General features: G+C 35.8%; 14 protein-coding genes. 12 read left to right on the forward strand and 2 right to left on the reverse strand.

Annotation, left to right across the window (positions count from 1 at the left end):
* The first annotated feature begins 155 nt into the window (after window positions 1-155).
* Window positions 156-542 (forward strand): DUF1573 domain-containing protein, encoded by a 387-nt coding sequence (locus HW347_RS11320; RefSeq protein WP_155597559.1) that lies wholly within the window; start codon window positions 156-158, stop codon window positions 540-542.
* A 48-nt stretch (window positions 543-590) separates the two neighbouring features.
* On the opposite strand, the gene HW347_RS11325 is transcribed toward HW347_RS11320, so the two are convergent.
* Entirely contained in the window at window positions 591-1,919 is a 1,329-nt protein-coding gene (locus tag HW347_RS11325; RefSeq protein WP_225901902.1) for a PDZ domain-containing protein, read from the reverse strand.
* A gap of 141 nt (window positions 1,920-2,060) precedes the next feature.
* Here HW347_RS11325 and HW347_RS11330 point away from each other — a divergent pair, with 141 nt between their 5' ends.
* From HW347_RS11330 to HW347_RS20665, 10 genes are all read left to right on the forward strand, one after another.
* Window positions 2,061-3,251, forward strand: a complete 1,191-nt coding sequence (locus tag HW347_RS11330) for a pyridoxal phosphate-dependent aminotransferase (protein ID WP_214611957.1) — start codon at window positions 2,061-2,063, stop codon at window positions 3,249-3,251.
* Complete coding sequence (gene murB, locus HW347_RS11335) at window positions 3,251-4,267, forward strand: UDP-N-acetylmuramate dehydrogenase (protein WP_214611958.1); 1,017 nt, start codon at window positions 3,251-3,253, stop codon at window positions 4,265-4,267. The genes HW347_RS11330 and murB overlap by 1 nt, the downstream gene beginning before the upstream one ends.
* 211 nt (window positions 4,268-4,478) lie before the next feature.
* Window positions 4,479-5,045, forward strand: coding sequence for an RNA polymerase sigma factor (locus HW347_RS11340; RefSeq protein WP_194533998.1), 567 nt, complete (start codon window positions 4,479-4,481; stop codon window positions 5,043-5,045).
* Window positions 5,046-5,049: 4 nt separating this feature from the next.
* Window positions 5,050-5,808, forward strand: a complete 759-nt coding sequence (locus tag HW347_RS11345) for an anti-sigma factor (protein WP_214611959.1) — start codon at window positions 5,050-5,052, stop codon at window positions 5,806-5,808.
* 86 nt (window positions 5,809-5,894) lie between these two features.
* Window positions 5,895-6,113, forward strand: a complete 219-nt coding sequence (locus HW347_RS11350) for a membrane or secreted protein (protein ID WP_155597563.1) — start codon at window positions 5,895-5,897, stop codon at window positions 6,111-6,113.
* Window positions 6,114-6,139: 26 nt separating this feature from the next.
* Complete coding sequence (locus tag HW347_RS11355) at window positions 6,140-6,694, forward strand: RNA polymerase sigma factor (RefSeq protein ID WP_214611960.1); 555 nt, start codon at window positions 6,140-6,142, stop codon at window positions 6,692-6,694.
* A 154-nt stretch (window positions 6,695-6,848) separates the two neighbouring features.
* A complete protein-coding gene (gene lipA, locus HW347_RS11360) occupies window positions 6,849-7,724 on the forward strand; it encodes a lipoyl synthase (RefSeq protein WP_155597565.1) in 876 nt (291 codons plus the stop codon).
* Window positions 7,725-7,820: 96 nt separating this feature from the next.
* Entirely contained in the window at window positions 7,821-8,831 is a 1,011-nt protein-coding gene (gene gap, locus HW347_RS11365) for a type I glyceraldehyde-3-phosphate dehydrogenase (protein WP_214611961.1), read from the forward strand.
* Window positions 8,828-10,693: a tetratricopeptide repeat-containing sensor histidine kinase gene (locus HW347_RS11370; RefSeq protein WP_225901903.1), complete on the forward strand. Its 1,866-nt coding sequence runs from the start codon at window positions 8,828-8,830 to the stop codon at window positions 10,691-10,693. The genes gap and HW347_RS11370 overlap by 4 nt, the downstream gene beginning before the upstream one ends.
* 34 nt (window positions 10,694-10,727) lie before the next feature.
* Entirely contained in the window at window positions 10,728-11,057 is a 330-nt protein-coding gene (locus HW347_RS20665) for a response regulator (RefSeq protein ID WP_225901904.1), read from the forward strand.
* Here HW347_RS20665 and lpxK read toward each other — a convergent pair.
* Window positions 11,047-12,045 carry a tetraacyldisaccharide 4'-kinase gene (lpxK, locus tag HW347_RS11375; RefSeq protein ID WP_214611962.1) on the reverse strand — a complete coding sequence of 333 codons (999 nt, stop codon included), beginning with the start codon at window positions 12,043-12,045 and terminating at the stop codon, window positions 11,047-11,049. The genes HW347_RS20665 and lpxK overlap by 11 nt on opposite strands.
* A 47-nt stretch (window positions 12,046-12,092) precedes the next feature.
* Here lpxK and HW347_RS11380 point away from each other — a divergent pair, with 47 nt between their 5' ends.
* Window positions 12,093-13,187, forward strand: coding sequence for a Nif3-like dinuclear metal center hexameric protein (locus tag HW347_RS11380; RefSeq protein ID WP_214611963.1), 1,095 nt, complete (start codon window positions 12,093-12,095; stop codon window positions 13,185-13,187).
* Window positions 13,188-13,192: the final 5 nt, after the last annotated feature.

Consider the following 13,192-nt stretch of genomic DNA (forward strand, 5'->3'; position numbering starts at 1 on the left):
AAAGACCGTAATTTGATGTTACGTTATATATAATTTATGGCAATTTTGCCTAATTTTAAATACGAAACAAAAATAAGTAACGTTAACAGATAACAAAAGAATTTTGGAGGTTCATCTGAAAAGATTTATTTTTGAGATTCCCTAAATTTAATAAAATGAAAAAAATAGTACTCGTATTATTTATTGGCCTAATGGGTTTATCCCTAACCGCACAGGACAAGGCCGCTAAAATCGAATTCAAATCTGAAACCGTAGATTACGGTGAAATTCAAAAAGGAGCCGATGGCGTCCGTGTTTTTGAATTTACAAATACAGGCCAAGCGCCATTAATTATTAGCAAGGTAAGTTCTAGTTGTGGTTGTACCATTCCTAAAAAACCTGAAGACCCAATTTTACCAGGTAAAACAGGTGAGATTTCTGTAAAATATGATACTAACCGTGTAGGTCCTATTAGAAAAGCGATTACCGTTATTTCTAATGCAGAAACACCTACTAAGGTTCTTAAAATTAAAGGTGAAGTTAAAGCCGCTGACGGGAAATAACATTATCTTAAAATTTAAACTGAACCCCAATCGAAAGATTGGGGTTTTTTATTTGAGCATGTTTTTAAGAACAAAGGAAAAGAGCAAATCAGAATTATAGCGTTCTATTAGTAATTTAACACGTTTACCTTCCTTTTCATTAATCATCTCAAGAATGTCTTGCAGCTTATAACGATGAATCTTTTTACCGTTTACTGCTAAGATAATATCACCCTCTTTTAGGCCAGCTTCATGTGCGGGACTCCCCGCTCTAATGGCGGATACAATAATTTCTGGAGCAACACTTAGTCTAGTCTGACCCTCAAAAAGCAACTGCACATTACCAAAATCGCTTTTATCCTTATATACTACCCCTTTATCGTCGGCAATACTTTCCGCTATATAACGAATACCATCATGTTGGAGGTCCAATCCAGATAAGTTGTATTTAAAAGGTTTGTCGAAATTGGAATTCTTACGGAGAGTGATAAGGTTGCGTTGGTAATCAAAGACCACATTAAACCGCTTTAAGACGCAGCCACCAATACTACCATTACGACCCGCCAAATTTTTCAGTTCCCGCATAGATTCTTTATCGGGGAAAGCAGCTTTAGTATCATTTAATACAAAACGTCCAATACGCAGGCCATCTACCTTGGTTCTTTTTCCATAAATATTACCATTTAGACCTTTACCTAAGAAATCGTCATAATGCTTATCGGGTACATTTATAGAATCATTTTTAAAAAGCCAGAGGGCATCGCTACTTCCGGTATCCAGTAAAAGCCTTACAGGAAACTCTTTTCTATCTTTTTGATAAAGCCCTGTGTTCAGATATGCTTTTTTAGCCCTAATAGATAAAGGTAAAACCTGCTTTTTTTTATTTTTTGAATATACATAACTTTCAGAATCTCGGAACTTAATGGTTTTTCGCATATAATTTATATCAACCACAAAATCCCTAAAAAGGTCATATCCTATAATGCCATGCACTGGAATACCCATGGAGGTTGAAAAATTAATACTTTTATCCATCACAACGAACAGCTTCTGATCTTCATTCATTATATTTTTTAGTCGGAATTGATTCCCATTTGAAACCAGCGCCTTTATAGGAACATCACCTCCAAAGCCTTTTATCGTAATCTCTGAAACATTGTTTATTTGGATAGAATCTTTCTCCGATATATTAAACAATATGGGAGTACTCACCCCAGAATCTAATAAAAAGGATAATTCAGTGCCATTTACTTCAATAGGCACTACAATTAAATTATTTATCAACTGAAACTTTAATTTTTCAATTTTTTGACCTTTAGGCAAGTTGAAGCCCTGCGCTGTCACCAAAGAAGATAGCAACATTAAAAAAAAGATGATATGTGGCTGTAGCTTTTTCAACTTTTCTCATGTTTTCCTCTTTAATTTACGATATTTATAGATACCTATCTTATTTTTTAACAAATTACCAATAAACGATTTTCCCATCTGGCATGGTTTTCTCATTTGGTTTTCTCACTTTTGCAGCTAAATTGAACCTATATGCCATCAGTATCACATAAAGGGCTTTCTATGCCCGAATCTCCTATTAGAAAATTGGTTCCCTATGCGGAAGAAGCTAAGAAAAAAGGGGCTAAAGTAATTCACCTTAATATTGGCCAACCAGATATAAAAACGCCACAGGTAGCTCTAGATGCGGTAAAAAACAATACGCTAGAGGTTATTGCTTATAGCCGTACAGAAGGGTCTGAAGAATACCGTGAAAAACTTGCGGCTTACTATGCCAAAAACAATATTCACGTAACAGCTAAAGATATAATAGTGACCACTGGTGGGTCAGAAGCTTTGGCTTTTACCATGGGTAGTATTGCGGATAATGATGATGAAATTATTATTCCGGAACCTTTTTATGCCAACTATAACGGTTTTGCAACCGCAACAGGCGTCAAAGTTGTTCCTGTAACATCTCATATCGATTCTAATTTTGCCCTTCCGGCCATTGAAGAATTCGAGAAATTAATTACTCCTAGAACTAAAGCTATCCTTATATGCAATCCTGGTAATCCTACAGGATATTTATATACTAAAGAGGAAATCAAAAAACTAGCTGCAATCGTTAAAAAACATGATCTGTTCTTAATTGCAGACGAAGTATACAGAGAGTTTACCTACGACGGAAAAGAACACTATTCAATTTTACAAGAAGAAGGGTTAGAAGAGAATGCTATCATTATAGATTCTGTAAGTAAAAGATATAGTATGTGTGGCGCTCGCATTGGGTGTTTGGTTACAAAGAATAAAGACGTTATTAAGACAGCTCTAAAATTTGCCCAAGCAAGATTATCACCCCCAACCTACGCGCAAATTGCCAGTGAAGCAGCTTTAGAAACGCCTCAAAGTTATTTTGATGACGTAAAAGAAGAATATGTAGGTCGTAGAAACGTACTCATTGAAGAACTAGAAAAAATTGAAGGTATTAAAGTAGGTAAACCACAAGGTGCTTTTTATTGCATTGCAGAATTGCCTATTACAGATGCCGATGATTTTGCACAGTGGCTGTTAGAAGATTTCAGATTGAATAACGAAACGGTTATGGTTGCACCAGCAGCAGGATTTTACGCTTCGGAAGGACTAGGCAAGAACCAAATTAGAATTGCCTATGTACTAGACAAAGAAAACTTAAAGAGAGCCGTTAATATACTAAAGGAGGCGTTAAAAAGTTATATAGCTTAATGGAGGTTACCAAAGACATATCCCTTAAATCATATAACACTTTCGGAATTGATGCTAAGGCTCAATTCTTTATTGAAATCAATAGTTTGGAGGACCTAAAAGCGGGACTTCAACTAGATGGTTACCCTAACAAATTTGTCCTTAGCGGAGGAAGTAATATGTTGATTACCGATGATGTTAATGCATTGGTAATGCACATTAATCTAAAAGGCAAAGAAGTCATTGAAGAAAGTGACGACAACGTCATTTTAAAAATCATGGCAGGCGAAAACTGGCACCAAATGGTGTTATGGACGCTAGATAATGGTTATGGCGGATTAGAGAATATGTCTCTCATTCCCGGTAATACAGGTACTGCGCCTATACAAAATATAGGTGCTTATGGAGTTGAACTAAAAGACAATTTCGTTTCCTGTGAAGCTATGCATATTGAAACGCAAACCTTAAAGACCTTCTCCAAAAAAGATTGTCAGTTTGGTTATCGCGATTCTTTTTTTAAAAACGAAGGAAAAGGAAAATTTATTATTACTTCGGTTACGTTTCAATTAAGTAAAAACAACCATAAGAAAAATACTTCTTACGGAGCTATTGAGGCCGAGCTTGAAAGAATGGGAATTTCAAATCCCACAATCAAAGATATTTCAAATGCTGTAATAGCAATTAGGCAAAGTAAATTGCCGGATCCCGCAGTTTTGGGCAATAGCGGTAGTTTTTTCAAAAATCCGGTAATAAGTATTGAAGAATACAATAAATTCATTGCTCTACACCCAGAAGCGCCATCCTATAAAATTACGGATGAAAGCTTTAAAATACCAGCAGGTTGGTTAATTGAACAATGCGGCTTTAAGGGTAAGAGATTCGGTGATGCAGGAATTCACAAAAATCAGGCATTAGTACTTGTTAATCATGGTACAGCTACAGGTCAGGAGATACTAAACTTGGCGTATAGAATAATTGATGAAGTGAAGAAGAAATTCGGCATTAGTATATCACCGGAAGTAAACATCATAAAATAAATAACCCCCAAAGAAAAAATCTCGGGGGCTATACCAAACCAAACTAACCAAAAATTAAATGTGCAGTTACCAAGTGCACATTTATATTATTAATATTTTAGAAAACGCCGATATAAAAATCAATTTTATAAATTAGCGTTTAAACATATACGGTATTAGCGATTGAATTGGATGCCCAAACATTCATTTTTTTTGACTCCGGCACTATAACATGAGTACACTACTTGAAAAACATATTGTAGAACTACTTCAGGAAAGAGATGAAAAAGCCATTTCACTCTTGTATGAACATTATGGCGACACGCTTTTGGGGGTGGCCAACAAAGTAGTTCGAAATGAAGAATTGGCACAGGATGTATTACAGGAAAGTTTTATAAAAATTTGGAAAAAATCTGACTCGTACGACTCCTCTAAAGCAAAACTTTTTACATGGTTATTTCGCATAACACGCAACACAGCAATAGATAAATTAAGAAGTGTTAATACAAAAAGCGATAAGGAAATCCAAATTGATGTTTCTGACGTATATAATTTAGGCGTCAACAGCATAAGACCAGAGTTTATGGATGTCCGTGAAAATTTAGAGAAAATAGAGACCAAATACCAAATTGTGTTGGATGCCTTGTTTTTTGAGGGGATGACACAACAGGAAGCGAGCGACGAGCTTAATATTCCGCTGGGAACTATTAAATCTAGATTAAAAATCGGACTCAGGGAACTCAAGAAAATTTATGGCCCAACAATGCTGTTGTTGTTATCAATAAACCTGATATCCTAATACCATGAAAGAAAAAATAAAACTATTTTTAGACTCCGATTTACTGGAAAGCTATCTTTTGGGTGCTACAACAACTGAGGAAACATTACAAGTAGAACGTTACTTATCTATGTACCCAGAAGTTCGTAAAACTTATGAAGAGTTGCAAGACAACCTAGAAACGTATGCAAAAATGCATGCCGTTAAAGCTCCAGAAGCCCTTAAAGAAAGAATACTTTCAAGTATCAACAAAGAATCTAACTTTAAAAGAAATTTCTACCGCATGGCAGTTGCTGCCAGTTTTGCTGTATTAATTTCTGCAGGTGCCTCTTATTTCTTCTGGGACCAGAATCAAAGCTTGCAAGCAGAGAATTCTATCGTTAACAATAAAATTGACGATTTAGAAGAAACAATGCGTGCACAATTAGAGGATGTGAGAAACCAGTTTATTGTACTTCAAAATCCTGAAACGAAAAAGTATACCGTTAAAGGAAACAGGAAAGCGCAAGAACTTAAGGCAGTTGCTTATATAAATCCGGTTAAGAGACTTTCTTACCTTAACGTTAGTAAGCTTCCACATTTACCAAAAGACCAATGCTACCAAATGTGGACAGAGGTTAATGGTGAAATGTTGAATCTAGGAATTATCAAAGAGGCTGACAGTCAAGAAAAATTATTGGCATTACCTTATGCAGAAGATGCCGTAAGTTATATTACTATTGAGCCTAAGGGAGGAAACCAAAGTCCATCTGTAGAAAATATAGTAGCGAATATCGCATACTAAGCAATCATCTTATTTAAGATATCATTAAGCCCCGAAACTTCCGTTTCGGGGCTTAATTTTATATCTTTGTCCCAAAATTCATCTATATGAAACTCATATTATTGACAATTGGTTTATTGGCATTAGCCTTTGCAGGAATAGCCATTAAAATTTGGGCTAAAAAAGACGGTAAATTTGCAGGCACCTGTGCTAGTCAAAGTCCTTTTTTGAATCAAGATGGGCAAGCTTGTGGTATGTGTGGTAAATTACCAAGCGAGCAAGACTGTAAAAATGAAGACAACATAAATCTTCAATCTTCAATTTAAAATTCTCATTTTCAAACTATCTACTCTTGGCAAAAGCCGATGAAAATATTCAGATTACCATAAAAAAGGCCCTTGCGGGCAGCCAAATTGCTTACAGCACACTTTTAGATACTTTTTGGAACGGTGTATACGGCTTTCAGCTAAAACGTACTGAAAATGAGAGCGATGCAGAAGATATAACCGTACAGACTTTTTCAAAAGCATTTGATAAATTAAGCACTTATAATTCCGATTACGAGTTTAACACCTGGCTTATTACCATTTCAAAGAACATACACGTAGACCTAATTCGGAAGCGTAAAAGAAATCTTGAAACCAGTGGAAATCAAGATGCGGTTAAAAAGGTTCTGGACGATACACCATCAGGAGAAGATCAATTAATTAGAGAGCAGAACTTGGCTACCCTTTTAATGCACATTAAAAAATTGAAGCCACATTATCAAGAAGTCATCAACCTAAGGTATTTTAAAGAATTGAGCTATGCAGATATAGCGCTAGAACTTAATGAACCTATTAACAACGTTAAGGTTAAACTATTAAGAGCGAAAAAGCTTCTAGCCGAAGTCATTCAGAAAAAATAGGACTCTTCCTATTTCAAACAAATTTCATATACTGTTTGAATTTGGTATTATCTTAAATCTCACAAAAAGTACTTTTTAGGTAAAAGCAAAAACCAGCCATTAGCATCGGTGCTGCAACGCTAAATCGTATATTTGTACAAAATTGCATTAAACTATGAGCACAGATACTATAGGTAACGTTATTCCTCCCAAAGGCAAACCAAAATGGCTAAGAGTTAAGCTTCCTACAGGTAAAAAGTATACTCAACTTAGAAGTTTAGTAGACAAATATGACCTTCATACCATCTGTACTTCAGGTAGTTGCCCAAATATGGGTGAATGCTGGGGAGAAGGCACAGCTACGTTTATGATTCTAGGAAATGTTTGTACTAGATCATGTGGTTTTTGTGGTGTTCAGACCGGTCGTCCTGATACAGTAGATTGGGCGGAACCAGAAAAAGTAGCACGTTCAATTAAAATAATGGGCATCAAACATGCCGTTATTACTTCTGTAGATAGAGATGATTTAAAAGATATGGGATCTATCATTTGGGCAGAAACCGTAAAGGCCATTCGTAGAATGAATCCCGAAACGACTCTAGAAACATTGATTCCTGATTTTCAGGGAATAGAAAGACATCTAGATCGCATTATAGAAGTAGGTCCGGAAGTTGTTTCCCACAATATGGAAACCGTTAAAAGACTTACTCGTGAAGTTCGTATACAAGCAAAATATGAACGTAGCCTTGAGGCTTTAAGGTATTTGCGTGCTAATGGCGTAAACCGTACTAAATCTGGTATTATGCTAGGTTTAGGAGAACTAGAAGAAGAAGTAATAGAGACTATGAGAGATTTGCGCGATGCCGATGTAGATGTAGTTACTATTGGACAATATCTTCAACCTTCCAAAAAACATTTGCCCGTTAAAGAATTTATTCTTCCAGAGCAGTTCAAAAAATATGAAGAAATAGGCCTAGAAATGGGCTTTAGACATGTTGAAAGTGGTGCTCTAGTGAGATCTTCTTACAAGGCCCACAAACATATACACTAATTGCTTTTTAACTGAGGATTACTAATCAGTTAAAACAATTTCACTGTCAAATGAAAAATAGCTTTAGAATTTTATTCTTTAGCCACTACCTTTCTTATGAAGAAGACCAATATAGGCATTAACGGATTTGGCCGGATAGGTCGGACACTTTTTAGGCTTTTAGACGCACACCCCGATTTAAATGTAGTAGCCATAAACGATTTGGCAGATGCCCGAACACTATCACATTTATTAAAATACGATAGTATTCACGGGGTTTTCAATCACCAGGTTACCTATAAAGAAAATACAATTCTTGTAGACGATAAATCCGTCGCTTTAACCAACCACAAAACCCCTAACGACATTAGATGGTCTGATTACGATGTAGACATTGTGGTTGAATGTTCTGGGAAATTCAAAACCAAAGAAAGTCTTGAACCACATTTGGCAAACGGGGCTAAAAAAGTGATTTTATCAGCTCCACCTGCAGATGACGATATAAAAATGATTGTATTGGGCATTAATGAAACTGCTATAAATGCCGATGATGATATTATTTCAAACGCATCTTGTACAACCAATAATGCGGCACCAATGATCAAAATAATTGATGATTTGTGTGGTATAGAACAAGCTTACATTACCACAATACACTCGTATACCTCAGACCAAAGCCTTCATGACCAACCACATCATGACCTTAGAAGAGCTCGTGCAGCTTCACAATCTATTGTTCCCACGACTACGGGAGCAGCCAAAGCGCTTACGAAGATTTTTCCTCACTTAGCAGACGTAATTGGTGGTTGTGGGATTCGTGTACCAGTGCCAAATGGATCTCTAACAGATATTACCTTTAATGTTAAAAAGGAAACATCCATAGAAGAAATAAACACTGTTTTTAGAGAAAAAGCAGACAAAGAGTTCAAAAACATACTTTTATACACAGAAGATCCAATAGTATCAATAGACATAAACAATAGTTATTATTCTTGTACGTTTGACTCTATGATGACTTCGGTTATCGGAAGAATGGTCAAAATTATTGGTTGGTATGATAACGAAACCGGCTACAGTAGTAGACTTATAGACCTTATTTTAGTACTGAAAAGAAATAAATACGTTTGAATCTTGATTTTCTACATATTGGCTTAAAAAGAATCTTATCAATATTCGTATTGATTTGGGTTGTGCAAAATGCACAGGCCCAAGATAGTCTTGTTGTGGAAAATAGTGATGTTCGTATCTACTTTGAAGAAGCGAGAGCTTTCCGTAATAGAGACCAAACCGATTTAGCTCTTGAAGCTCTTGAAAAGGCTTCAAAGGTAGCTGAGAAAAATGAAGATGTAAAAGCACTCATAGATTGCTATCATAAATTTGCTCTAGTCTACCTAAAACTCAAAAAAGAAGAAACTACCTACTTCTATTGGGACAGAGCCAAGGCACTGCTAAAGGATATAGAATATCCTTATGGTAACGCTATGCAAAAGTATATTGAAGCTATTTTACTCTTTCATGACGAGAAAAACTTTCAGGCTATCTTCATGCTTAATGAAGCAAAACAGCTGAATAACGATCGTAATTTCTTCAATAATATATTACTAGCGGAAGGTAATATCTATCTGAAACTAGAAAAGTACGATAGTGCCACAAAAAACTTCAACTCACTTATTATCAATACGGATATTTACGAAAGTGATTATCTTGCCACTAGAGCTTATCTAGGTTTAGCCAAACTAAATCTAGCTACCGAAAAATTTGAGCAGAGTGCAGAAAATGGGGAAAATGCACTAAAGCTGGCGAAAAAGAATAAGTTTTTTAAAGAAATATGGGAAGCTAATGAAATGCTCACCACTGTTTACGAAAGACTTGGTAAGTATGACAAATCATTAGCTAACAACAAAGACCTGTTGCAAATACGAGATTCGCTCTTCAATATTGCAAAAATGAAGACCGAGGCAAAAACAGCGGAAAAGATTCAGTTTGATTTTATGAGCGATGAAATAAAGCGCCAAGAACAAAAAATTGAAGAACTGAACGAATCCAAGAACAAGTCTGATATTACTATAATATTGACTTCTGCCCTATTAATAATCATTACGCTTTTGGCCGTTTCATTATTTAGAAACAACCAAATAAAATTAAAAACTAACGATTTACTTCAGACTAAAAACAACGAACTAAAGGCCGCTAGAGATGCTGCAGTAAACGCTATGGAGGCTAAGACAAACTTCTTGTCTACGGTTAGTCACGAGCTAAGAACTCCACTCTATGCGGTAACAGGTCTTACGCATTTACTCTTAGAGGAGAATCCAAGCAAAGGACAGAAGGAACATTTAAAAGCCTTAAAATTCTCAGGAGATTATCTGTTGAATTTCATAAACGACATACTTCAAATTAATAAAATTGATGCTGACAAATTGGAACCTCTTAATGTAGAATTCAACCTTAAAAAAGTACTTCAAGAAGTTATTGATTCCCTTAAACAAGGTGCGCAGGCCAATAACACTACACTAATTTTAGATTACGATACGAAAATACCTTACCACTTGATGAGTGACCCGTTAAAGCTCTCTCAGATTTTCCTAAATTTGGTTGGCAACGCTTTAAAATTTACCAAAGGTGGCGAAGTTAAGGTAACTGCCAAACTCATGAAAAAGGATGACGAAGATGTTACCCTTTATTTTGAGGTAAAAGACAATGGTATTGGTATTGCCAAAGAGCAACAACAGAACATCTTTGATGGTTTTGAACAAGGTTCAATACAAATAAACAGAGAGTACGGTGGTACTGGTCTGGGTCTTACTATAGTTAAGAGTTTGCTAGGCCTTTTTGAAAGTAAAATAGAACTAGAAAGTGAACTAGGTGTTGGAAGTACATTCTTCTTTCAACTAGAAATGAAGGGCAAGGATAGTATTGTAGATGATATTCCGTTTGAAGTAACTCCGCAAGATTTCAAATTTAAAGGGCTTAAATATTTTAATTGTTGAAGACAACAAAATAAACCAAGTCATTACCAAGAAAATGCTTTCTAAAAAAGAAATTACGAGCGACATTGCAAACGACGGTGGCGAAGCAATAGATATGGCTCGTGAAAACTACTATGATGCTATTTTAATGGATATTCACATGCCAGGTATTGGAGGTGAAGAAGCCACGATTGAAATTAGAAAGTTTGATATTGTTACTCCTATTATAGCTCTTACCGCTATTTCTTTAGATGATAGTTTGGAAAGTTTCTACGCTGCAGGCTGTAATGATGTTGTTACCAAACCGTTTAAACCTGAAGTCTTCTATCAGAAGATTGGTGAAAATATTTTCAATAGAAAAGAACTTAAGAATTCTACTTCATAAATTCTAGCAATCTTCCTCTTAACAAAGACTCCCCGTCATCAAAAAACCTATGCTTTACGGGAATGAAATAAAGATTATCCACCTTATCTTTTAGACGTACAAAATCTTTTTCCGTAGTTAGAATACATTGCTTTTCTCGTAAAACAGCTAATTCTGAATCACTGAAATCATGATGGTCTTTAAACTTTAGATGCTCAAATCTCAACCCTTTAGACTTCAAATAATCTAATAATGGCTGTGGATTTGCAATACCGGTAACTAGAGTAACTTCTTTGGTCTTTAACTCCTCTAAAGAAATAGAATCATCAACAGCCTTAATCGTATCATCATAATCCAAGTAGGAAAATAATACTTTTTGACGAGGTTCTGGCTTCAGTTTTGTCATTATGGTATTCCGAGCATCCACACTTAAATCACTGGGGCATTTGGTCACCACTATAACCTCTGCCCTACGCGCTTCCTTTTTACTATCCCTCAAATTTCCCGTTGGCAAATACCAGTCATCAACATAAAGATTTCCAAAAGAAGTCAGGAGTATTGAAAATTCACAAGTAACCTTACGGTGTTGGTAGGCATCATCCAATAAGATGACGTCCGGCTGAATACGTTTTTCTAGAATTTCTATTCCATTTCTTCTATCTGCATCAACAGCCAAGTTTATATCCGGAAATTTAGAAAATATTTGAAAAGGCTCATCACCCAACGTTTCCACTGTAGCATCATCATCAGCCAAAACAAATCCTTTTGATTTCCTGCGATACCCCCTACTCAGCACGGCCACTTTAAAATTGTCCTTCAACAAACCAACCAGCAGCTCCACCATAGGAGTTTTACCAGTACCACCAGCACTTAGGTTCCCTATACATATAGTGGGTGTTTCAAATCTTTTGGAACTGAAAATTCCTTTATCGTAGAAATAATTCCGTAGATAAACCACTAACGCATAAACCAACGATACGGGAAATAATATTTTTCTGAGTAGTTGCACGAAGGCGAAATTATAATATTTTATCTTTAGACCTCATAAAAATAGCAATGACCGTAAAAGAAGTTACAGATATTCTTGAAGATTTAGCTCCGCTACCCTATGCAGAAGGTTTTGACAATGTTGGTTTATTGGTTGGTGATGCCAATGCAAAAGTTTCGGGAATACTCGTTACCCTAGATACATTAGAGAATGTTATTGACGAAGCAATTGCTACTAAATATAATCTAATTGTCAGCTTTCATCCTATCATTTTTGGGGGATTGAAAAAGCTTACCGGAAAATCCTACGTAGAACGTGTAGTTATCAAAGCTATCAAAAATGACATTGCGATCTATAGCATGCACACCGCTCTAGATAACGTACCAGAAGGCGTAAATGCTAAAATCTGTGAAGTTCTTGGGATAAAAAATCCTAAAATATTAATTCCACAGAAAGAAACCATTAAGAAACTAACCACATACGTCCCTGTAAAGGATGCTGAGACACTCAGAGAGGCACTTTTTGATGCTGGAGCAGGAAACATAGGCAATTACAGTCATTGTAGCTTTAACGCTAACGGACAGGGTAGTTATAAGGCTGGAGAAAAGGCTAATCCTACAGTTGGTGAAATAGGAAAAATCCATTATGAGGAAGAGACCCAATTAAACGTTACCTTTTCCAAAGCAAACCAAGGAAAAATAATGAAAGCCCTATTTACTTCCCACCCCTACGAAGAGGTAGCTTACGAGGTAATTACCTTAGAAAACACCAACCAGAATATTGGTATAGGAATGGTAGGCGAACTTGAAACTCCTATTGAGGATATGGCTTTTCTAAAAATAGTAAAGCAAAAAATGGGAGCTGAAGGTATTCGTCATTCAGCATTATTGAATAAAAAAATACAAAAAGTTGCCGTGCTAGGTGGCAGTGGTGCTTTTGCTATTGACGCTGCTAAAGCTTCTGGAGCTGATATTTTGATTACAGCAGACATTAAATACCATGAATTTTACAAAGCGGAAGGCAAAATGATAATTGCGGATATCGGACACTTTGAAAGCGAGCAGTTTACAAAAAACCTTTTAGTTGACTATCTTACGAAAAAAATCCCTAATTTTGCAATCCGTTTATCGGAAAGTAAAACCAATCCTATCAAGTATTTATAAAGTAT

The organism is Zobellia barbeyronii (assembly GCF_018603515.1).
In the GTDB taxonomy this organism is placed as follows: Bacteria; Bacteroidota; Bacteroidia; order Flavobacteriales; family Flavobacteriaceae; genus Zobellia; species Zobellia barbeyronii.